Genomic DNA, 21,306 nt, shown 5'->3' with positions numbered 1-21,306 from the left:
CCGGGCCTCCGACAGGATGCCGGTGCCGGTTACGGCATGGCGTGCAGGTGCGAGCCGATGGTGTTGGCGACCGGACCGCCCGCCTGGGCGTCCCAGTTGGTCGACCAGGTCATCGCGCCGCCGATGCCGGGCCACTTGGTGTCCGGCTTGTAGCTGCCGCAGTTGGTGCCGGAGGCCAGGCAGTCCAGCGCGTTGTTGACGGTGGCGGCGGCGACGTACCCGCCGCCCGCGGCGCTGGTGGAGGCCGGCACCCCGAGGCCCACCTGGTCGGGCCGCAGCCCGCCCTTGAGCTGGATGCAGGCCAGCGCGGTGAGGAAGTTCTCGGTGCCCTGCGAGTAGACGTTCCCGTCGCAGCCGTTCATCGCGCCGGAGTTGTAGTACTGCATGTTGACGATGGTGAGGATGTCCTTCACGTTCAGCGCGAGCTTGAAGTACTCCATGCCGGTCGACTGCATGTCGATCGTCTGCGGCGCCATGGTGAGGATGAATCCGCTCCCCGCCTTGGCGGCGAGGGCGTGCAGGGCCTGCCCCATGTAGGTGGAGCTGATGCCGTTCTCCAGGTCGATGTCGATCCCGTCGAAGCCGTAGCTCTGCATCAGCGCCCAGGCGGTGCTGGTGAAGTTCGAGGCGGAGGAGGAGTCGCCCACCCAGACCGTGCCGTTCTGCCCGCCGATCGAGAGCACCACCCGCTTCCCGGCCGCCCGTTTGGCCGCGATGTCGGCCTTGAACTGGGCGTCGGTGTAGCCGCCGAGGCGGGAGGAGAGCTTGGGGTCGAGGGTGAAGCTCAGGCCGCCGCGGGTGGCGGTGGCGTCCGCGAAGGAGACCGCGATGATGTCGTAGGCGGCCGGGACGTCGCTGATCCGCTGGACGGTGGCGCCGTTGTCGAAGTTCTGCCAGTAGCCGGTGAGGATGTGCTTGGGCAGGCCCTGGGGCTTGGTCGGGGTCGCGGTCGGGGAGGAGCTGCCGGTGTCCGTGGCGGTGGCCGTCGGGCTCGGCGAGGCGGTGTCGGTGGGGGTGGGGGTCGGGCTCGGGGACGGCTGGCCGCCGGGCCCGAGCAGCGAGACGTCGTCGGCGGCGAAGGCCGGCTGCCCGTACCAGCCGTGCAGGTAGACGGTGACGCTGGTGGTGCCGGGGCCGGTGGTGAAGGTGGTGCTCAGCTGGGACCAGGCGGCGCCGCCCGGGGTCCAGGTGCTCGGATCGGTGCCGCCGGTGCCGCGGGCGCCCAGGTAGACGTACGAGCCCTGCACCCAGGCGCTCAGGGTGTACGAGGAGGAGGGCTTCACCGCGACGGTCTGGGTGCACTCGCCGGTGTCGCTCCCGGCCGGGGTGGACTGCAGGGCGTGGGTGCCTGAGTGGGTGGTGGTGCCCTGGACCGTGCCGTTCGAACAGGTCCAGCCGGACAGGGTCCCGGTCTCGAAGCCGCCGTTGGCGATCAGGTCGGTGTCGGCGGCGTGGGCGCCGGTGCCGCCGGCCAGGACGAGTCCGCCCAGGCCGATGACCAGGGCGCTCGCTCCGGCGAACAGCGAGTGGACGGCGCGCGGGCGCCGGTGTCGGGCAGGTGGCATGACGTCATCTCCAGTGGGGGGAGACCCGGCGGCGCCTCGTGGGGGAGGAACGCCGTCCGGGGTGTCGATGTGCACGTGCGGGAGCTACCGACAACTCAAGTCCCGGTCGGGAACGGAGACTTGCCTCACAAGGTGGAGTAGACCAATCCGACTGTCAAGAGCGCCTAGGCGGCCGGGGGCCCGGCCTCGGCCGACTCGGCGACGGCCGCGGTCAGCGCGGCGATCCGGGCCGAGGCCAGGCCGTCGCCGTACGGGCTCGGGGTGGCCGCCAGCCGGGCGAGCCGCTCGGGGGTGTCGGAGAGCCAGGCCGCGGCCAGGGCGCCCAGCTCCTCGCCGGGCCGCACCAGCGCGGCGAAGCCGGCCGCCACCGCCTCCGGGCGTTCGGTGGAGCGGCGCACCACCAGCAGCGGGCGGCCCAGCACGGTGCACTCCTCCTGCACGCCGCCGGAGTCGGAGACCAGCAGGGCGGCGTGGCTCGCCAGGCCCAGGAAGTCGCCGTAGCCGACCGGACCGGTGACGGCCAGGCGCTCCAGCAGGCCGTCCAGGCCGAAGCGCTCGACGGCGGCCCGGGTGCGCGGGTGCATCGGGAACAGCACCGGGGTGCCGGCCCGGGCGATCCGGTCCAGCTCCGCCAGCACCGCGCCGAGCGCCTCGGCGGTGTCGGTGTTCTCCGGGCGGTGCACGGTGGCCAGCACGTACCCGTCCGGGCGCAGCCCGTGCGCGGCGAGCAGCGCGGCGCGGGCGGCGCCGTCCGGCAGCTGACGGCGGACCACCTCGACGACGGTGTTGCCGGTGAGCTCGATCCGGGCCTCGGCCAGCGACTCGGCGCGCAGGTTGGCGACGTTGTCGCCGGTGGCGGCGCAGAGCAGGTCGGAGACGTGGTCGACCATCACCCGGTTGTGCTCCTCGGGCATCGCCCGGTCGAAGCTGCGCAGCCCGGCCTCGACGTGGACCAGCGGGATCTCCCGGGCGTTGGCGGCCAGCGCCCCGGCCAGGGTGGCGTTGGTGTCGCCCTGGACGACCACGGCGACCGGGCGGTCCTCGGCGAAGGCGGCGTCCAGCTGGCCCAGCGACTGGGCGATCTGGCCGGCCCTGGGGCGGCCGCCGACACCGGTGAGCAGCTCGGGCTCGGGCAGGTCGAGGTCGCGCAGGAAGCGGCCGGACATCGACTCGTCCCAGTGCTGCCCGGTGTGCACCAGCCGGGTCGCGTCGCCCAGTTCGTGGATCAGCGGGGCGAGCTTGACCAGTTCGGGGCGGGTGCCGAGGACGACGGCGACGCTGGACGGGGGCAGGCACATGCTCATGCGGGGGACTCCGTGGACCGGCGGGGGCGGAAGGGCAGGGGAGGGGGCGTGGGGGTGGGAGCGGCTCAGGACTCGAGCGCGGTGGGCGAGCCGACCGTGACCTTCTCGGCGTTGCGGCGGGTCTTGGCCCAGCCGTTGCGGCCGAGCAGCATCCGGACGGCGGCCCGGGTGGCGACCACGAACAGGTGGTAGGCGTAGAGCCAGACCAGGACGCCCCAGAGCAGGCCGGTCAGCCGGCTGCGGTCGGGGTGGACGAGCCTGCGGTAGGCGACGCCCCAGAACACCATCGGCAGCGTGGCGAGCACGAGGACGAGCAGCATCCACGGGCCGAACCGGAGCTGGAACTCGGCGGTCTCCTCGGGGAAGAGCACCATCCCGGCGCCGGTGATCCCGAGCGAGAGCGGGAGGAGCAGCACCAGCAGCACGCAGACCACCGGCTGGAGGAAGGTGTACAGCACCTCGGCCTTGCCGGACGGCGGGTAGTGCGGCGAGCGCAGCACCCGGCCGGTGTAGCGCAGGCACTGCATGTTGCCCTGGGCCCAGCGGGTGCGCTGGGTGAGGAAGCGGCGCAGCGAGATCAGGCCCTCCTGGGAGACCTGGGCCTCGGTGACGTGGGTGAGCCGCCAGCCGGCCAGTCGCAGGTCGAGGCCGGACTCGTAGTCCTCCAGCAGGGCGCGCTCCGGCCACGGGCGGCCGGCCCGGCCCTCCTCGGCGGTCAGCGAGTCGAGGGCGGTGAGCCGGACGAACTGGCCGTTGCCGCCGAGGCCGACGCTGCCGGTGCGGCGGCGCAGCAGCTGCATGCCGGCGTTGTTGGCCTGGAACTCGACGTCCTGCATCCGCACCAGGGCGCGGGCCAGGGCGTTGGCGGCCCGGCCGCGGCCGGGCAGCGGCAGCTCGTCGTCGGCGTTGCGCATCCGGACGCCGATCTGGACGGCGCCGGTGTCGGGCCGGCCGAGTGCCTTGGCGTTGCAGACGTGGGCGAGGGTGCCGGGGTCGAGCTGCCCGTCGGCGTCGACCACGCCGATCACCACCAGGGAGCGGTCGGTGTCCTCGGGCAGCCAGGCGGAGATCTCCCGGTAGGCGGCGTTGAGGGCGGCGCCCTTGCCGATCCGGGCGTGCGGGCGGCGGCGCTGGACCAGGTGGATCCGCGGGTCGCGGGCCGCGGCGGCGAGCACCAGCTCGCGGGTGGCGTCCTCGCTGTCGTCGTCGATGACCCACAGGTGGGCCTCGGGCGCGCTGGTCCGCAGGCCGTCCAGGGTCTGGGTGACGACGGACTCCTCGTCGCGGCAGGGGATCACCAGGTGCCACCGGAGCGAGGCGGGGTCGCCGGGCTCGGCGGGGCGGCTGTGCCGGAAGGCGTGGCGGGAGCCGGCCCAGTACACGAGGAAGCGTCCGAAGACCAGGGCCATGTAGGCGACGAGCGCCAGGGAGATCAGTCCTGCGACCTGGACGACGGCTTCCTGGCGCAGCACGATCCACTCGTGCAGGGCATCGGGCATGACGCAGCGCTCCTCATGATCAAAGGCCGAAGGCTCCTGTCGGTTGCGAATCGATGCTTCATTGCGGTTCAGATCGCTGAATCAATAGTAAAGGGAGGAAATCGGATGATCGGGGTAAAGAGGGCGCAAAGTGGTCGTTCTCACCCCGTGAGGAGGACCCGCCAGCGCTCCGTAGACTGTGGTCGTGAGCGACAAGGCCGACCCGAACCCGTACACCATCCGCCCCGCCGACGGCGGCACCGGCGACGCCCTGCGCGACGTCGAGGTGGAGCTCTCCAAGCGCTGGCCGGAGAACAAACTGGAGCCCTCGCTCGACCGGATCGAGGCGCTGATGGACATCCTGGGCCAGCCCCAGCGGTCCTTCCCCTCCATCCACATCACCGGCACCAACGGCAAGACCTCCACCGCCCGGATGATCGAGCAGCTGCTCAACACCTTCGAGCTGCGCACCGGCCGCTACACCAGCCCGCACGTGGAGTCCGTCACCGAGCGGATCAGCCTGGACGGCGCCCCGATCACCCCGGAGCGCTTCGTCGAGGTCTACCGCGACATCGAGCCCTACGTGCAGATGGTCGACGCGGCGCAGCCGGTGCCGATGTCCTTCTTCGAGGTGCTGACCGGCATGGCCTACGCGGCCTTCGCCGACGCCCCGGTGGACGTCGCGGTGGTCGAGGTCGGCATGGGCGGCTCCTGGGACGCCACCAACGTCATCGACGCCCCCGTCGCCGTGATCACCCCGATAGGGCTGGACCACACCGACAAGCTCGGCGAGACCACCGGCGAGATCGCGGGCGAGAAGTCCGGGATCATCAAGTCCGGCTCCGTCGCGGTCGTCGCCCAGCAGCAGCTGGACGCCGCCCAGACCATCCTGCGGCGCGCCGTCGAGGTGGACGCCACGGTCGCCCGCGAGGGCATGGAGTTCGGCGTGATCCGCCGTGAACTCGCCGTCGGCGGCCAGCTGGTGACGCTGCGCGGACTCGGCGGCGAGGAGTACGAGGACGTCTTCATCCCGCTGCACGGCGAGTACCAGGCGCAGAACGCGGCCCTGGCGCTGGCCGCGGTCGAGGCCTTCTTCGGCGTCGGCGGCGCCCGCGGCGGGCAGCTCGACGTGGACAAGATCCGCCAGGCCTTCTCCGGCGTCTCCTCGCCGGGCCGCCTGGAGGTCGTCCGCCGCAGCCCCACGATCCTCCTGGACGCCGCGCACAACCCGCACGGCGCCCGCGCCACCGTCGCCGCCCTCACCGAGTCCTTCGGCTTCACCCGGCTCGTCGGCGTGATCGGCACCTCCGGGGACAAGGACGTGGCCGGGGTGCTGGAGGCCTTCGAGCCGATCCTGGCCGAGGTCGTCATCACCCAGAACTCCACCCACCGCGCGATGGACGTCGACGCGCTCGCCGCCCTGGCGGTCGAGGTCTTCGGCGAGGACCGCGTCCAGGTCGAGCCCCGGCTCGACGACGCCATCTCCGCCGCCGTCACCCTCGCCGAGGAGGAGGGCGACCTCGGCGGCGCCGGGGTGCTGGTCACCGGTTCGGTCATCACGGTGGGCGAGGCCCGCCTGCTGCTCGGGAGGAAGTGACATGAGGACGCTCTGCTCCTCGACACTGATCGGCGAAGCACTGCTGATCATGTTCGCGGCGCTGGTCGCGATGCGGCTCTCCGACGTCTCCAACGGGGAGATCTGGACGGTCAGCGGCATCGCGATGGCCCTGTGCATCCTGCTCTGCGGCATGATCAACCGCCCCGGCGCGGTGCAGGTCGGCTGGGCATTGCAGATCGGCCTGATCGCCGCCGGCTTCGTCCTGCCGACCATGTTCGGCCTCGGCGTGGTCTTCGCCGGCCTGTGGTGGTGCTCCGTGCACTACGGCCGCAAGGTCGACGACTTCAAGGCCGCCAGGGCCGCCGCCGAGGCCGCCGCCGTACAGGTCTGAGGCCGGGACCGGCGCGACGACACGCCGTTTACGCAAGGTAACCTCTGCCTGGTCGGCACCGTCTGTCGACCCGACTGTCTGCCGAACCGAATCCCCAGGAGACGCACCGTGTCCCAGCGCACTCTCGTCCTGCTCAAGCCCGACGCCGTCCGCCGTGGCCTGGCCGGCGAGATCATCAGCCGCTTCGAGCGCAAGGCCGGCTGGCGGTTCGCCGCCATCGAGCTGCGCACCTTCGACCGGGCGACGCTGGAGCAGCACTACGCGGAGCACGTCGGCCGCCCGTTCTACGAGCCGCTGCTGGAGTTCATGACCTCCGGCCCGTCGATCGCGCTGATCGTCGAGGGCGAGGAGGTCGTGAAGGGCATCCGGATGCTGGCCGGCGCCACCAACCCGCTGGAGGCCGGGGCCGGCACCATCCGCGGCGACTACGCGACGATCACCCGCGAGAACCTGATCCACGCCTCCGACTCCCCGGAGTCCGCCGAGCGCGAGATCAAGATCTTCTTCCCGGCGCACGCCTGACCCCGACCGGGCGACACGCCCGGCGGGAACGGGGCGACACGCCCGGGGGACGTTCGTACCGCCCCGGTCGGGACCATTGGCCCGGCCGGGGCATTCTTATCGTGAAATAGGGAACTGGCGGCGCCGACACGGCGTCCCAATCCTCGGAGATGCGAGCACGCCCCGGACAATGGACGGTATGCCCCACGTCGACGTCCCCACCGCACGGCGTGACTACGATGGACGCGACTCAAGGGCCCGGTAAGGCAGCTCAGCTGGTCTCCGCCCAAGCGTGGGCGCGCATTCGTCCACCTCTCATGAAACTCCGAGCCCGGGAAGGCACCCACACCCCATGGCGAGCAACCTGTCGTTCATCGGCCGCGACTTGGCGATCGACCTCGGAACAGCCAACACGCTGGTGTACGTCAGGGGTAAGGGCATCGTCCTGAACGAGCCGTCCGTCGTCGCGGTGAACACCAACACCGGCGGCATCCTCGCGGTCGGCGCCGAGGCCAAGAAGATGATCGGCCGCACGCCGGGCAACATCGTGGCCATCCGCCCGCTCAAGGACGGCGTGATCGCCGACTTCGAGATCACCGAGCGGATGCTGCGGTACTTCATCCTCAAGATCCACCGCCGCCGCTACCTGGCCCGCCCCCGCGTCGTGGTCTGCGTGCCCTCCGGCATCACCGGAGTCGAGCGCCGCGCCGTCATCGAGGCCTCCTCGCAGGCCGGCGCCCGCCAGGTGCACATCATCGAGGAGCCGATGGCCGCCGCGATCGGGGCCGGCCTGCCCGTCCACGAGGCGACCGGCAACATGGTCGTCGACATCGGCGGCGGCACCACCGAGGTCGCCGTGATCTCCCTCGGCGGCATCGTCACCGCCCAGTCCATCCGAGTGGCCGGCGACGAGCTGGACAACGCGATCGTCCAGCACATCAAGAAGGAGTACTCGCTGCTCCTGGGCGAGCGCAGCGCCGAGCAGATCAAGATGAGCATCGGCAGCGCCTTCGGCCTGGAGGGCGAGAAGGACGAGCACGCCGAGATCCGCGGCCGCGACCTGGTCAGCGGCCTGCCCAAGACCGTGGTCATCTCCGCCGCCGAGGTCCGCGAGGCCATCGACGAGCCGGTCAACTCGATCATCGACGCGGTCAAGACCACCCTCGACCAGTGCCCGCCCGAGCTGGCCGGCGACGTCATGGACCGGGGCATCGTGCTCACCGGCGGCGGCGCCCTGCTGCGCGGCCTGGACGAGCGGCTGCGCCGCGAGACCGGCATGCCGATCCACATCGCGGAGAACCCGCTCGACTCCGTCGCACTCGGCTCCGGCAAGTGCGTCGAGGAGTTCGAGGCGCTCCAGCAGGTACTCGACGCTTCGCCGCGTCGTTGACAGGCCGCCGCACCTCCGGCACCACGCGGCACATCCGACACTGACTGAACGGGCCGCCGCCCGGGCCCCACGGCCCCGGGCGGCGGCCAGGTACGAAGGGGCAGTACCAGCACCGTGAGGGACACACGAGAGAGCCGGCTGCTGCTGATCCTGCTGGTGGCCGTCGCCTTCGCGCTGATCACCGTGGACATCAAGGGCGGTGAGGACTCCCCGCTCGGCCCGGCCAGGCACGCCGCCGCCAGCGTCCTCGGACCGGTCGAGCGCGGCGCCGCCACCGTGGTGGACCCGGTCGCCGACACCGTCCGCGCCTTCCGGGACGCCGCCACCGACAGCGGCCGCACCGACCAGCTCGCCCGCGAGAACACCGAACTGCGGCAGAAGCTCGCCTCCTCCGACACGGCCACCGGGCGCACCAAGCAGCTGGACGACCTGCTGCGCACCGCCGGCGCCGGCGGCTACACCGTCAAGGCCGCCCAGGTCATCGCGATCGGCCCGGCCCAGGGCTTCTCCTGGACCATCACCATCGACGCCGGCAGCGACGACGGCCTCACCCGCGACATGACCGTGGTCAACGGCCAGGGCCTGGTCGGCCGGATCACCACCGTCGCCCCGACCACCGCCACCGTGCTGCTCGCCTCCGACCCCGGCTTCTCGGCCGGCACCCGGCTGGAGGGCACCGGCGAGATCGGCTTCGCCTCCGGCGGCGGCGACAGCCCGATGAAGGTCTCGCTGCTCAACGGCAAGGCCCAGGTCAAGGCCGGCGACCGGCTGGTCACCTTCGGCTCGCAGAGCGGCCGCCCGTTCGTCCCCGGCGTCCCCGTCGGCAAGGTGACCGAGGTCCAGGCCAACGCCGGGCAGCTGACCAAGACCGTCCTGGTCGAGCCCTTCGTCCAGTTCACCCGGCTGGACCTGGTCGGCGTGGTGGTCGTGCCGCCGCGCACCGACCCGCGCGACGCCGTGCTGCCGCCGGCCCCCGCCGCCGGCCAGCCGGCCGAGGCGTCCGCCCAGACCCCGGCCGCCGCGCCCGCCGCCCTGCCCGCCAAGCCCACTGGGGGGAACTGAGCCATGCGCCTCGCCCGCATCCCCGTCTCCGCCGGCCTCGTCCTGTTCGGCCTGATCCTCCAGGTCAGCGTCTTCGGCCGGCTCCAGCTCCCGGGAGCCACCCCGGACATACTGCTGCTCGTCGTGGTCGGCCTGGCCATGGTCTACGGGCCCACCGGCGGCTGCCTGGTCGGCTTCGGGGGCGGCCTGCTGGCCGACCTCGCGCCGCCCTCCGACCACGCCATCGGCCGCTACGCGCTGGTGCTCTGCCTGATGGGCTACGCCGCCGGCCTGCTGCGCCCGGACCACGGCCGCCAGCGCTCGGTCGCCGGCTCGCTGGTGGTGGTCGGCGTCGCGGCGATCGCCTCCACCCTGCTGTACGCGATGGTCGGCGCCCTGGTCGGCGACACCGCGGCCCGGCACGTCGGCCTCGGCGGCCTGGTGATCAGCGCCCTGCTCTACGACCTGCTGCTGGCGCCCTTCGTGGTGCCGCTGGTGATGTACCTCGGCCGCCGCTTCGGGCGCGACCCGGTGGCCGCCGCCGACGACGACGAGGGCGGCTCCGGCCTGGGCACCCTCGCCCGCTACCGCACCACCCGCGAGGGCTCGATGGGTCCGTCGTACAAGAAGCGGCGCGTGCCCGGTTTCGCCCGCCGCCCGTAAGTGCCCGGCTTCGCCCGCCGCCCGTAACCGGTCAGGCCCAGACCTCCCGACCTCCCCGCATCCTGGAGTGCACGAGACGTGAGCAACATCCCCGAGACCGGCCGCACCCGGCGGGTGACGATCCGTCTGGTGGTGTTGCAGATCCTGGTGCTGTCGCTGCTCGCCACCCTCGGCGGACGGCTGTGGTACCTGCAGATCCGCAACGCCAAGGAGTACACCGCCAAGGCGACCGGCAACCACATCCGCGAGGTGGTCGAGCCGGCCGTCCGCGGCGAGATCCTGGACGCCTCGGGACGGGTGCTGGCCGGCAACGAGACCCGGCTGGTGGTGTCGGTCAGCCGCACCTCGCTGCTCCAGCAGAAGGACGGCGGCAAGGCGGTGCTGTCCCGGCTGGCCGAGGTGCTGGGGATCCCGGCCAAGGACGTGCAGGAGAAGGTGCGGCTCTGCGACGCCAAGACCTCGCAGCCCTGCTGGAACGGTTCGCCGTACCAGCCGATCCCGGTCACCAAGGAGGCGACCACCCAGCAGGCGATGCAGATAATGGAGCGCCGCGAGGACTTCCCCGGAGTCACCGCGCAGCCCACCGCCGTGCGCCGCTACACCGGCGCCGAGGGCGCCAACCTGGCCCAGGTGCTCGGCTACCTCTCGCCGGTCACGGACGAGGAGGTCGGCAAGACCGCCGACAAGACCGGCCTGGACCGCTACCTGCCGGCCGACCAGATCGGCCGGGCCGGCCTGGAGTCGGTGTACGACCGCGACCTGCGCGGCACCGCGGGCATCACCAAGCTGGAGGTGGACAACCTCGGCCGGGTGATCGGCACCGCCGGCACCGTCGCCCCGCAGACCGGCGCCAACCTGGTCACCAGCATCGACGCCCGGGTGCAGAAGGTGGTCGAGGACAACCTGGCGCAGGCCATGGCCGACGCCAGGAAGACGTACGACAAGGTCACCAGCCGCAACTACGAGGCCGACTCCGGCGCCGCCGTGGTGATGGACGTGCACACCGGGCGGATCGTCGCGATGGCGAGCGCCCCGACCTACGACCCGAACCTCTGGGTGGGCGGCATCAGCGGCAAGGACTACCAGTCGCTGACCAGCAAGGAGTCCAACTTCCCGCTGCTGAACCGGGCCATACAGGGTCAGTCCGCCCCCGGCTCGACCTTCAAGGTCATCTCCACCACCGCCGCCGTGCAGGCCGGCTACTCGCTGGACGGCCACTACGACTGCCCGAAGAGCCTGACCATCGGCGGCCGTGAGTTCAAGAACTTCGAGAGCGAGAACTTCGGCCAGATCTCCCTGGAGAAGGCGCTGGAGGTCTCCTGCGACACCGTCTTCTACGGCCTCGCGTACGACCAGTGGCTGAAGGACGGCGGCATCAAGCCGAAGAAGGACCCGGGCGACTGGTTCACCAAGACCGCCCACCAGTTCGGCCTCGGCGCGAAGACCGGCATCGACCTGCCGTCCGAGGTGCCGGGACGGGTGCCGGACCGGCAGTGGAAGCAGAGCTTCTACGACAACAACAAGGACGCCTGGTGCGCGCAGGCGCAGAAGGGCGGCACCAGCTTCTCCGACCAGATCGCCAAGGAGAACTGCGTCGACGGCTACCAGATGCGCGCCGGTGACGCCGTCAACTTCGCGATCGGCCAGGGCGACACGCTCGTCACCCCGGTCCAGATGGCCCGGATCTACTCGGCGCTGGCCAACGGCGGCACCTTCTACCGGCCGACCGTCGCCAAGGCCGTGATAAGCCCGGGCGGGGAGCTCGTCCACGAGATCGCCCCGCACGAGGACGCCAAGTTCCCCGGCGACGAGAAGCTGCTCAGCTACATCAACCAGGCCACCGAGGGCGTCGTCAAGACCGGTACCGCGGCCTGGAAGTTCAACGGCTGGCCGCAGGACAAGATCGCGCTGCACGCCAAGACCGGCACCGCCGAGGTCGAGGGCAAGCAGACCACCTCCTGGCTGACCACGTACAGCAAGGACTACGCGGTCGTCATGACGATCAGCCAGGGCGGCACCGGCTCCGGCGGTTCCGGTGACGCCATCCGCCGGATCTACCAGGCGCTGTACGGCGTGGACGACAAGGGCACCATCGACAACGGCAAGGCGCTGCTGCCCGCCCCGCAGACCGAGCTGCCGAAGTTCAACCCGGACGGCACCGCGATCATCAAGCCGGTCTCGTACGGCGCCGGCCAGGCGCCGGGCACCCAGGGCACGGCCGTCGCGCCGGCCCCGGTGCCGCTCGCCCCGGCCCCGGCCCAGGCGGCCCCCGCGGCGGCCTTCCTCGACCAGGTGCCGCCGGCCGACCAGCCGGCGTCGCACACCGCGGCCGACGCCGCGCTCGAACCCACGCGCGGACCGGGAAGGGGACGGGCATGACCTCCTACGGCTCGTACCGGCAGCTGCGGCTGGCCCCGCAGCGCAACGGGGTCTCCAAGGCCCTGGCCAAGGACTCCCCGCTGTGGCGGCTGGACTGGATACTGCTGCTGGCCGCGCTGGCCCTCTCGACCGGCAGCTCGCTGCTGGTCTGGTCGGCCACCCGCGGGCGCGACTCGCTGACCCACGGGGACCCGCAGTACTTCCTGTACCGGCACCTGACCAACTTCGTGGTCGGGCTGGTGCTGTGCGCCGTGGTGATAGCGATAGGGAGCCGGCGCTTCCGCACCATCGTGCCGTTCCTGTACGTCGGCGTGATCGCGATGCTGCTGGCGACGCTCAGCCCGCTGGGCTCGACGATCAACGGCGCGCACTCGTGGATCCAGCTCGGCGGCGGCTTCTCGATCCAGCCGGCCGAGTTCGCGAAGCTCGCGATCGTGCTGGCGATGGCGGTCGTGCTGTCGGACCAGGTGGACGCGGGGGAGCGGGAGTTCCCCTCGCACCGGGCGGTGTTCCGGGGCCTGCTCTGGGCCGGGCTGCCGATGGCCATAGTGATGCTGATGCCGGACGCCGGCTCGGTGATGGTGATGGCCGCGATCGTGCTGGGCATCCTGCTCGGCTCGGGTGCGGCGAACCGCTGGGTGCTCGGCCTGCTGGTCGCGGGTACCGCCGGGTGCGTGGCGATCTGGAAGTTCGGGCTGCTGAGCCAGTACCAGATCGACCGCTTCGCGGCCTTCGCCAACCCGCAGCTGGACCCGAACGGCGTCGGCTACAACACCGCGCAGGCCCGGATCGCGATCGGTTCGGGCGGGCTGACCGGCAAGGGGCTGTTCCACGGCACCCAGACCGTCGGGCAGTTCGTGCCGGAGCAGCAGACCGACTTCGTGTTCACCGTGGCGGGCGAGGAGCTCGGCTTCATCGGGGCGCTGGCGATCATCGCGCTGGTCGGCGTGATCCTGTGGCGGGCCTGCCGGATCGCCCGGCAGGCGACCGACCTGTACGGGACGATCGTGTCGGCCGGGATCATCGCCTGGCTGTCCTTCCAGGCCTTCGAGAACATAGGGATGTGCCTGGGCATCATGCCGGTCGCGGGCATCCCGCTGCCGTTCGTCTCGTACGGCGGCTCCTCGATGTTCGCGAACTGGCTGGCGATCGGGCTGCTCCAGGCGGTGCGGAGCCAGCGGCCGATAGCGGCCTGAGCGAGCGGTGCGGCGGGGCCGGTCCGGGACTTCCCGGGCCGGCCCCGCCGCCGTGTCCGGGGTGCCCCCGGCGGCCGTGGCGGGCGGGTCAGACCGTCCGGAAGCCGATCCTGGCGAGCACGCCCCAGCGGTCGGAGCGCCGGGTGAGCACGTAGACCGAGTCGAAGGAGCCGGTGTGCTCCCCGGCCGTGTCGTACCGGGCGAAGCGGACCAGGGCGTGCACCTGGTCGGGGGAGGACTGGCTCAGCTCGACGCTCTCCCAGCCGCTGCGGGCCCAGCCGGAGCCGACCAGCTGCTCCAGTTCGGGGGCGGAGCGCTCGACGTAGCCGTCCCGGTCCTCCCAGACCGTCACCTCGCCCTCGTGCACCCGGACGTGGGGGTAGTGCAGGGTCTCGGCCCAGGCCGCGAGGTCGCGGCTGTTGAGGGCGTCGAGGAAGGCGTCGAGGGCGGCGCGGGCGGCGGTCTCGTGGGCACGGGTTTCGACGGGCACGGCGGCCTCCGGTACGGGCTGTGGGCGGCGGGGACGCCTCAGCCTGGGCCATCGGCGCGCCCGGTGGGGACGGGCGGGGCCGATTCAGGTCCAAAGGCCGGGGCACAGACCGGTCGTACGGCCGAAGAGCGGCCCCGGGAGTGTCGGGGAGAATCAGTGGGCGTCGTCGGGCTCATGGGCCGCGGCGTGCAGCACGGCATCCAGCAGGCCGGGGAAGCGCAGGTCGAGGTCGTCCCGGCGCAGCGACATCAGCCGCCGGGTGCCCTCGACCCGGGTGGCGGTGACGCCGGCCTCGCGCAGCACCTTGAGGTGGTGCGAGAGGGTCGACTTGGAGAGGGGGACGTCCAGGTCGCTGCAACACCGCTCCTCGACCTCGGACAGGCCGGCCACGATGGAGAGGCGGGCCGGGTCGCTGAGGGCGTGGAAGATGCCGGTGAGCTGGATGGAGTCGGTGGCCGGGTGGCTCGGGGTCCGCATGGCGGCTCCTTGGTCGTCCTGGGCGCTGATGGATTGTTCGAACTTTTGCGTACTATCCAATCTTAGGCAATGGGGCCGGCCCGCACCGCCGTTCCCGCGGAAGGACACCCGATGAGCGAACGCCGCGAGCGAACCGCCGGGAGGTGCCCGTGGGCCGCTACGGCCTGACGCTCCCGCTGCGCGGGGTCCCACTGCACCGGCACCGCGCACTGGTCGAGGAGCTGCCCGACCTGGGCTACACCGACGTGTGGACCGGCGAGGCCGCGGGCTACGACGGGTTCACCCCGCTCGCACTCGCCGCGGCCTGGGCGCCGGCACTGCGGCTGGGCACCGGCGTGGTGCCGGTGCAGACCCGGGGCCCCGCGCTGCTCGCCATGACGGTCGCCTCGCTGGCCGAGGCCGCGCCCGGCCGGGTGGTGGTCGGCGTCGGCTCCTCGGGGCCGCCGTTCGTCACCCGGATCAACGGCATCCCGTTCGAGCACCCGTACCGCCGGGTCCGCGACACCGTGCGGTTCCTGAAGCAGGCCCTGGCCGGACGGACGGTGCAGGGCGGGTTCGACTCCTTCGCCATCGAGCGGTACACCCCGGCGCTGCGGCCCGACCCGGTGCCGCCGGTGATGATGGGCGCGCTCGGCCCGCAGATGCTGCGGCTGGCCGGGCGGGAGGCGGACGGGCTGGTGACCAACTTCCTGGCGGCCGCGGACGTGCCGCGGGTGCGGGCCGCGATGGGGGAGGCGGGCCGCGCCAAGGAGGTGGTGGCCCGGCTGTTCGTCTGCCCGACCAGGGACCGCGACCACGCCCGCTGGCAGGGGCGGCAGTTGCTCGGACCGATCCTCAACGCCCGGACGTACGGCGGCTTCCACGACTGGCTGGGGCGCGGCGAGGAGCTGGCCGCCTCGCACGCCGCGTGGGCGGCGGGCGACTACCACGGCGCCTGCGCGGCGGTGCCCGGGCACCTGGTCGACGCGCTGCTGATCCACGGCTCCCCTGGGGAGTGCCGGGAGCGGGTGGCGGAGTTCGTCGCGGCGGGCGTGGACACGCCGCTGCTGGCGGTGATTCCGGTGCCGGAGTTCGGCGCCGGACCGGAGGGGATGCGCGACACGCTGCGGGCCCTGGCCCCGCAGACGTGACGCCGCGCCGGCGGCCGGCGGCTCAGCCGGCCGCCCGCTGCCCGGACCGGGCGTAGACCATCGCCTGGGCCCGGCTGCGCACGCGCAGCTTGCCGAGGACGTTGGAGACGTGGAACTTGACGGTCTTCTCGCTGAGGTGGAGCTCGGTGGCCATCTCGGCGTTGGACAGCCCGCCCGCGATCAGGGTGAGCACCTCCTGCTCGCGCGGGGTGAGCAGGCGCAGCAGCGGCGGGGTGTGCAGCGGCGGCCCCGGCAGCCGGCGGGCCATCTCGGTGACCACCTCGGCGGTGATCGGCGGGGAGATCAGCGCGTTCCCGGCGGCGACCGCCCGGACCGCTTGCACCATGTCGGACTCGGGGCCGTCCCGCAGGACCAGGCCGCGGGCGCCGGCTCTGAGGTAGTCGAGCATCCGGTCCGGGTCGCCGGGGCGGACCAGCAGGATGGTGCCCGGCTGCCCGGTCTCCCGGTCGCTGGTGAGCTTCTTGACCTCGCAGGCCTCCATGCCGGGCATGTCGGCGTCGATGACCACCACGTCCGGCCGTTTGGCGGCGCAGGCCTGGGCGATCCTCGCGGTGGTGGACAGTTCGGTCAGCGGTTGCAGCCCGGGTGAGCGTTGCAGGATGGTGCGCAGCCCGGTGCGCAGCAGGGGTGAGGCGGCGCAGATGAGCACCCGGACGGTGGGGCCGGCGGGGCCGGCGGGGCTGGTGGGATCGGCGGACCGGTAGAGGGACAGGCTCATGTTCGTTCTCCTTGCCGTCGAGATTCCGGCACTCCGGGCAGCCGGGACCGGCGGGGTGCGTGGGGACACCGGCCGCGGGGCGGAACCGTGATGATGAGAGGAGATCCCGCTCCGGCGTCGGATCGGTGCGCGGGAGCGGGAGGAGGGTTCAGGGGCGACAGCGGCAGCGGTGCGTCGCGCAGTCGGAAGTCACCTCGGCGGCAAGGCCGTTGACTCGACGTTCCCGGAACATGGCAGCCATCCTAAAGATCGGCCTGATCGGCGGTCAAGGATCCTCCGGGGTCCGGAACCACCGGAGGGGTGTCCGTGCGGGGCCGGGGCCTACCAGGCGTCCCAGTGGGCGATCTGCTCGGTGCCGACCCGGGGGCCGGGGCGGAAGTCGGTGCCGATGGTGTGGGCCAGCGGGATCAGCGCGGCCTGGAGGACGGTCTCGTAGGGGATGCCGAGGATCTGGGCGGCCTCGCGCTCGTAGTGCAGGTGCGGGGTGGTCCAGGCGGTGCCGAGGCCGCGGGAGCGGGCGGCGAGCATGAACTGCCAGGTGGCCGGGATGATCGAGCCCCAGGTGTTGGCCTGGCCGACGAAGGAGTCGACCTCGTGCCGGCCCTCGATCCGGACGCACGGGATCACCAGCACCGGGACCTCGTGGAGGTGGTCGAAGAGGTGCTGGGCGCTCTCGGCCAGGCGCAGCCGGCGCAGCTGGTCGCCGGTGGTGCGGTCCACGCCGGTGCCGACCACCTGCTGGCGCGGGCGGACCAGGCCGAGCCGGTAGAGGTCGGCGATGGCGGCGCGCTTGGACGGGTCGGTGACGATCATGAAGTCCCAGCGCTGGCGGTTGCGGCCGGTGGGGGCCTGGGTGGCCAGGGCCAGGCACTCCTCGATCAGTTCGCGCTCCACCGGGCGGGTGAGGTCCAGTCGCTTGCGCACCGCCCGGGTGGTGGTGAGGAGTTCGTCGATGGAAAGCGCGAGGGGCGGCATGTGCTCCAGCTCCGGTCGGGTCGGAAGAGGGGGGCGAATCCTTCCGGATCCTATTTATGGTTCGAAACTTGCGCAACATTCGAAGTCCAATGGGTGGACCTCACGGGATCTCAAGTTCCGCTCTTGTGTGTGGAGTTGATTGTTCCTATGCTTCCACTATCTTCGAACATTCGAAACATGACGAGATCGCTCGACCGCGAGAGGACGCCATGTCGCAGATCAAAGTCGACGTCGAACCGGCCGAGGCGGGCCTGGATCCCGCACGGCTGCGCCGGATCGACGAGTACCTCAGGGCCTACGTGGACGACGGCCGGCTGCCCGGCTGGCAGCTCGCCGTGACCCGTGGCGGCAGGGTCGCCCACCTCGCCGGGTACGGGCACCGCGACGTCGAGAAGGGCCTGCCGCAGACCCCGGACACCATCTACCGGTCCTGGTCGATGACCAAGCCCGTCACCTCGGTGGCCGCGCTGGTGCTGCTGGAGGAGGGCGCGATCGGCCTCCAGGACCCGGTCTCCCGCTACCTGCCGGAGTTCGCCGACGTCCGGGTGTACCAGCGCGGGCCGGCCTCCAGGCCGGTCACCGTCCCGGCCGCCGAGCCGATCCGGATCGTGCACCTGCTCACCCACACCTCCGGCCTGACCTACGGCTTCCATCGGGCGCACCCGGTGGACGAGATCTACACCGCCAACGGCTTCGAGTGGACCACCGCGCCCGGCCTCGACCTCGCCGCGTGCGTGGCGAAGTGGGCCTCCTTCCCGCTGCTCTTCGAGCCCGGCGCCGCGTGGAACTACGGCGCCTCCAGCGACGTGCTCGGGCGGGTGATCGAGGTCGCCTCCGGCCGGCGGCTGGACGAGTTCCTGGCCGAGCGGGTGCTCGGCCCGCTCGGCATGGCCGACACCGGCTTCCACGTCCCGGCCGACAAGGCAGACCGGCTGGCCGCCTTCTACGTCGTCGACCCGGCGAGCGGGAAGGCCGTGCGCAACGACGCCTTCGGCGGCGACGTGCTGCGCGAGCCGGACTGCCTGTCCGGCAGCTCCGGGCTGGTCACCACGCTCGCCGACTACCACCGGTTCAGCCAGATGCTGCTCGGCGAGGGCGAGTACCAGGGCGTACGGGTGCTCGGCCGGCACACGCTGCGGCACGCGCTGCGCAACCACCTGCCCGGCGGCGGAGACCTGAAGAGCGTCGGGCGGCCGGTGTTCTCCGAGATGCCCACCGCCGGGGTCGGCTTCGGGCTCGGCTTCGCGGTGGTGCAGGACCCGGCGGCCGCCGGGGTGCCGGCCAGCGCGGGGGAGTACGGCTGGCACAGTGCCGCGTCCACCATCTTCTGGGTGGACCCGGTGGAGCGGCTGACGGTGCTGTTCCTGACCCAGCTGATGCCCTCCAGCGCGCACCAACTGCACGGACGTCTGCGGCAGTTGGTCAACCAGGCGCTGGTCGGCTAAGCGGTTCACCCGCCCGGCTGGACGGTGAGGAGCTTGCGGGTCAGCCGGATCAGCGTCTCGCGCTCCTCGGCGGTGAGCGCGGCGAACACCCGGTCCATCATCGGGGCGATGCCCGCCTCCGCCTCGGCCAGGGCCCGCGACCCGGCCTCGGTCATGGTGACGGCGTAGGCGCGGCGGTCGCGGGGGTGGCGTTCGCGGACCACCAGCCCCGAGCTCTCCAGGCCGTCGATGCAGCCGACCATGACGCTGCGGTCGATCCGCAGCTGCTCGCTCAACTCCTGCTGGGAGCAGGCCCCGACCGCGTCCAGCATCTTCAGCACCAGGTGCTGGGCCACCGTCAGCCGGGCGCCGGTCAGCTCCTCGTCGATCGCCCGGGCGACCACGGTGGTGGCCCGGCAGAGCGCGATGTCGGGGCGTTCCCGGGTGAGGGTCGCGAAGTACTGGCGGCGCTCGCCCCCGTCCTCCGTCCGGCTGGGCGAGGCGAGGCGGGGCGTCCGCGGGACGGTGGCCATCGGAACTCCTTCTGCGGGCGGGGCCACCAGCATAACGCGTTCAGGAGATTGTTTTTCCATAGATGTTCTCCAGGAAGGGGAATGCCATGTGCTCACCGGAGACGGTGGCGGGCGCCACCGGCCACGCCGCCACCGGTCCTGCCACCGGTCCCGCCGGCGCCGATCCCGCTGCCGCCGGGCCCGCGGAGGTCTCGGCGCCGCTGCGGGCCAGGGACCCGATCAGCCTGCCGCGCGGCGCCGTCCGGGACCTCACCCACGTGGTCGGCCCGGACTGGCCGGTCTTCGAGCTGTACGTCAGACCGATGGAGATCAAGCGGCTCGCCAACCTCGCCGAGCACGAGTACAACGCCTTCGAGCTCACCTACAACGAGCACATCGGCACCCACCTCGACGCGCCCTCGCACTTCGACGACGACGGCCTGGCCACCCACCAGATCCCGGCCGACACCCTGGTCGCGCCGCTGGCCGTGGTCCGGATCGGCGAGCGCGCCGCCCGTGACCACGTCACCGAACTGACCGTCGACGACCTGCTCGGGTGGGAGAGCCGGCACGGCCGCATCCCCGACGGAGCGCTGCTCGCCGTCGACAACGACTGGGCGCACCGGATCGACACCCCCGGCGCCTTCCTCAACCTCGACCCGGCCGAGGGGCTCTACCGCTTCCCCGGGATCTCGGTGGAGGCCGCGCAGTTCCTGGTCACCGAGCGTTCGGTGGTCGGCGTCGGCACCGACTCGATCAGCCTCGACCCGGGCACCCGCCCGGCCGACCCGGACACCCACCGGGTGCTGCTGCCGGCCGGCAAGTACGCCATCGAGTGCCTCGCCGGGCTCGACACCGTGCCCGACCTCGGCGCCGTCGTCGTGGTCGGCGCGCCCAAGCACCTCGGCGGGACCGGCGGCCCGGTCCGCGTCCTCGCCTTCGTCTGACACCGACGGCCTCCGCCCGGCGGACAGCCGCCGTCCGGACCGACGGCCGCCGTCCGCACCGACCGACCCGCGAGCACAGGAGAAGCCCATGACCGTACAGACCGGCTCGGAATCCGTCTTCGCCGGGGCCACCGGCGAACGCTGGGAGTGGAACGAGGAGCGCTACCGCGACGGGGTGTTCAGCCACGCCGTCGGCACCGAACTGCACCGGCTGCGGCTGCTGGAGTCCGTCCTGGACGCGCACACCCGCGACCGCTTCCTGGCGCTCGGCCTGCACGCCGGGCACCGGGTGCTGGAGGTCGGCGGGGGCGGCGGCTCGGTCGCCCGCTGGCTGGCCGGCCAGGGCGCCGAGGTGACCGTCACCGACCTCGACACCACCTTCCTGGACGAACTCGCCGCCGACGGCGTGCGGGTGCTGCGCCACGACGTCTACACCGACGACTTCCCGCCCGGCTCCTTCGACTTCATCCACGCCCGGTACGTGGTGATCCACCTGCCCGACCCGGAGAAGGCGGTGGAGCGGCTCGTCGAGTGGCTGGCCCCGGGCGGGACGCTGGTGCTGGAGGAGCCCGCCTTCTTCCCGATCAAGGACTCGCCGCACCCCGGCTACCGGACCGTGCTGCGGGCCTTCCGCCGCCACCTGGAGACCGCGGTGGGCACCGACACCGAGTGGGCGCGCAGCCTGCCGGTGCCGCTGGAGGGCAAGGGGCTGAGCGGCCTCGGCCTCGACGCTCGCTTCCAGCCGGTCGCCGGCGGGGACGACGAGGCCGAGTGGTGGCGGCTCACCCTGGAGCAGACCCGCCCCGCCGTGCTGGCCGCCGGGCTCGCCACCGACGAGGACTTCGAGGCGGCCTACCGGGAGCTGGCCGACCCGGAGTTCAGGGACCTCTCCCTCGCGGTCTTCACCGCCTGGGGGAAGCGGGTCTGACGCCCCCGCACCCGCCGGCGGGCCGGTCACCCCTTCCGGGGGCGGCCGGCCCGCCGGCGTTCTCCCGCGGTGCGGCCGGGGGAAACGGCGGCGGGGGGCGCGCGCCCCGGGGGCCGGGGGGGGGGGGGTGTCGTTGGATGGTGTTGGGGGGGGGGGGGACCAAACGGGAGCCCCACCCCCTCCCCCCAGCGGCCCACCGCAAAGCGTAGAGTAGCCCA

General features: G+C 72.4%; 20 protein-coding genes. 12 read left to right on the top strand and 8 right to left on the bottom strand.

Features of this window, described 5'->3' with window-relative positions:
* Positions 1 to 29: 29 nt before the first annotated feature.
* From ACZ7C5_RS35365 to ACZ7C5_RS35355, 3 genes are all read right to left on the bottom strand, one after another.
* Entirely contained in the window at positions 30 to 1,565 is a 1,536-nt protein-coding gene (locus ACZ7C5_RS35365) for a chitinase (protein ID WP_401077863.1), read from the bottom strand.
* 164 nt (positions 1,566 to 1,729) lie between these two features.
* The gene (gene wecB / locus ACZ7C5_RS35360; RefSeq protein ID WP_470324256.1) at positions 1,730 to 2,863 is read right to left on the bottom strand and encodes a non-hydrolyzing UDP-N-acetylglucosamine 2-epimerase; all 1,134 of its coding nucleotides are present in this window, start codon (positions 2,861 to 2,863) and stop codon (positions 1,730 to 1,732) included.
* Positions 2,864 to 2,934: 71 nt separating this feature from the next.
* On the bottom strand, positions 2,935 to 4,368 hold the full coding sequence (locus tag ACZ7C5_RS35355) for a glycosyltransferase family 2 protein (RefSeq protein ID WP_470324244.1): 1,434 nt from the start codon (positions 4,366 to 4,368) through the stop codon (positions 2,935 to 2,937).
* Positions 4,369 to 4,552: 184 nt separating this feature from the next.
* Here ACZ7C5_RS35355 and folC point away from each other — a divergent pair, with 184 nt between their 5' ends.
* From folC to rodA, 8 genes are all read left to right on the top strand, one after another.
* The gene (folC, locus tag ACZ7C5_RS35350; RefSeq protein WP_401077867.1) at positions 4,553 to 5,944 is read left to right on the top strand and encodes a bifunctional tetrahydrofolate synthase/dihydrofolate synthase; all 1,392 of its coding nucleotides are present in this window, start codon (positions 4,553 to 4,555) and stop codon (positions 5,942 to 5,944) included.
* Position 5,945: 1 nt separating this feature from the next.
* Positions 5,946 to 6,296 (top strand): DUF4233 domain-containing protein, encoded by a 351-nt coding sequence (locus ACZ7C5_RS35345; RefSeq protein WP_188301145.1) that lies wholly within the window; start codon positions 5,946 to 5,948, stop codon positions 6,294 to 6,296.
* 108 nt (positions 6,297 to 6,404) lie between these two features.
* A complete protein-coding gene (ndk, locus tag ACZ7C5_RS35340) occupies positions 6,405 to 6,818 on the top strand; it encodes a nucleoside-diphosphate kinase (RefSeq protein WP_188301144.1) in 414 nt (137 codons plus the stop codon).
* 343 nt (positions 6,819 to 7,161) lie between these two features.
* Positions 7,162 to 8,187, top strand: a complete 1,026-nt coding sequence (locus ACZ7C5_RS35335) for a rod shape-determining protein (protein ID WP_031076009.1) — start codon at positions 7,162 to 7,164, stop codon at positions 8,185 to 8,187.
* 114 nt (positions 8,188 to 8,301) lie between these two features.
* Positions 8,302 to 9,249 (top strand): rod shape-determining protein MreC, encoded by a 948-nt coding sequence (gene mreC / locus ACZ7C5_RS35330; RefSeq protein ID WP_401077872.1) that lies wholly within the window; start codon positions 8,302 to 8,304, stop codon positions 9,247 to 9,249.
* A 3-nt stretch (positions 9,250 to 9,252) separates the two neighbouring features.
* Positions 9,253 to 9,891, top strand: coding sequence for a rod shape-determining protein MreD (mreD, locus tag ACZ7C5_RS35325; RefSeq protein ID WP_401077875.1), 639 nt, complete (start codon positions 9,253 to 9,255; stop codon positions 9,889 to 9,891).
* A 78-nt stretch (positions 9,892 to 9,969) separates the two neighbouring features.
* The gene (gene mrdA / locus ACZ7C5_RS35320) at positions 9,970 to 12,270 is read left to right on the top strand and encodes a penicillin-binding protein 2 (protein WP_470324243.1); all 2,301 of its coding nucleotides are present in this window, start codon (positions 9,970 to 9,972) and stop codon (positions 12,268 to 12,270) included.
* Positions 12,267 to 13,466, top strand: a complete 1,200-nt coding sequence (gene rodA / locus ACZ7C5_RS35315) for a rod shape-determining protein RodA (RefSeq protein WP_401077880.1) — start codon at positions 12,267 to 12,269, stop codon at positions 13,464 to 13,466. Before mrdA ends, rodA begins: the two co-directional genes overlap by 4 nt.
* Before the next feature lie 88 nt (positions 13,467 to 13,554).
* Here rodA and ACZ7C5_RS35310 read toward each other — a convergent pair whose 3' ends face one another.
* Together ACZ7C5_RS35310 and ACZ7C5_RS35305 are read right to left on the bottom strand one after the other, a co-directional pair.
* Entirely contained in the window at positions 13,555 to 13,956 is a 402-nt protein-coding gene (locus ACZ7C5_RS35310) for a hypothetical protein (protein ID WP_401077883.1), read from the bottom strand.
* Positions 13,957 to 14,109: 153 nt separating this feature from the next.
* A complete protein-coding gene (locus tag ACZ7C5_RS35305; RefSeq protein WP_401077886.1) occupies positions 14,110 to 14,433 on the bottom strand; it encodes an ArsR/SmtB family transcription factor in 324 nt (107 codons plus the stop codon).
* Positions 14,434 to 14,582: 149 nt separating this feature from the next.
* Between ACZ7C5_RS35305 and ACZ7C5_RS35300 the strand changes: the two genes are divergently transcribed.
* Complete coding sequence (locus tag ACZ7C5_RS35300; RefSeq protein WP_188301136.1) at positions 14,583 to 15,563, top strand: LLM class F420-dependent oxidoreductase; 981 nt, start codon at positions 14,583 to 14,585, stop codon at positions 15,561 to 15,563.
* A gap of 22 nt (positions 15,564 to 15,585) precedes the next feature.
* On the opposite strand, the gene ACZ7C5_RS35295 is transcribed toward ACZ7C5_RS35300, so the two are convergent.
* Together ACZ7C5_RS35295 and ACZ7C5_RS35290 are read right to left on the bottom strand one after the other, a co-directional pair.
* The gene (locus ACZ7C5_RS35295; RefSeq protein ID WP_401077889.1) at positions 15,586 to 16,302 is read right to left on the bottom strand and encodes a LuxR C-terminal-related transcriptional regulator; all 717 of its coding nucleotides are present in this window, start codon (positions 16,300 to 16,302) and stop codon (positions 15,586 to 15,588) included.
* A 321-nt stretch (positions 16,303 to 16,623) separates the two neighbouring features.
* A complete protein-coding gene (locus ACZ7C5_RS35290; RefSeq protein ID WP_188301134.1) occupies positions 16,624 to 17,277 on the bottom strand; it encodes a nitroreductase family protein in 654 nt (217 codons plus the stop codon).
* A 209-nt stretch (positions 17,278 to 17,486) separates the two neighbouring features.
* Here ACZ7C5_RS35290 and ACZ7C5_RS35285 point away from each other — a divergent pair, with 209 nt between their 5' ends.
* Positions 17,487 to 18,722: a serine hydrolase domain-containing protein gene (locus ACZ7C5_RS35285; protein WP_470324242.1), complete on the top strand. Its 1,236-nt coding sequence runs from the start codon at positions 17,487 to 17,489 to the stop codon at positions 18,720 to 18,722.
* A 5-nt stretch (positions 18,723 to 18,727) separates the two neighbouring features.
* On the opposite strand, the gene ACZ7C5_RS35280 is transcribed toward ACZ7C5_RS35285, so the two are convergent.
* Positions 18,728 to 19,234: a MarR family winged helix-turn-helix transcriptional regulator gene (locus ACZ7C5_RS35280; RefSeq protein ID WP_188301132.1), complete on the bottom strand. Its 507-nt coding sequence runs from the start codon at positions 19,232 to 19,234 to the stop codon at positions 18,728 to 18,730.
* A gap of 86 nt (positions 19,235 to 19,320) precedes the next feature.
* Here ACZ7C5_RS35280 and ACZ7C5_RS35275 point away from each other — a divergent pair, with 86 nt between their 5' ends.
* Together ACZ7C5_RS35275 and ACZ7C5_RS35270 are read left to right on the top strand one after the other, a co-directional pair.
* A complete protein-coding gene (locus ACZ7C5_RS35275) occupies positions 19,321 to 20,160 on the top strand; it encodes a cyclase family protein (protein ID WP_470324241.1) in 840 nt (279 codons plus the stop codon).
* 88 nt (positions 20,161 to 20,248) lie between these two features.
* Positions 20,249 to 21,088 (top strand): class I SAM-dependent methyltransferase, encoded by an 840-nt coding sequence (locus ACZ7C5_RS35270; RefSeq protein ID WP_401077899.1) that lies wholly within the window; start codon positions 20,249 to 20,251, stop codon positions 21,086 to 21,088.
* Positions 21,089 to 21,306: the final 218 nt, after the last annotated feature.

The sequence above is a fragment of the Kitasatospora sp. NPDC036993 genome (assembly GCF_055607525.1).
Note: the sequence above shows the minus strand (reverse complement) of the source record. Positions and strands in the feature narration are given on the sequence as shown.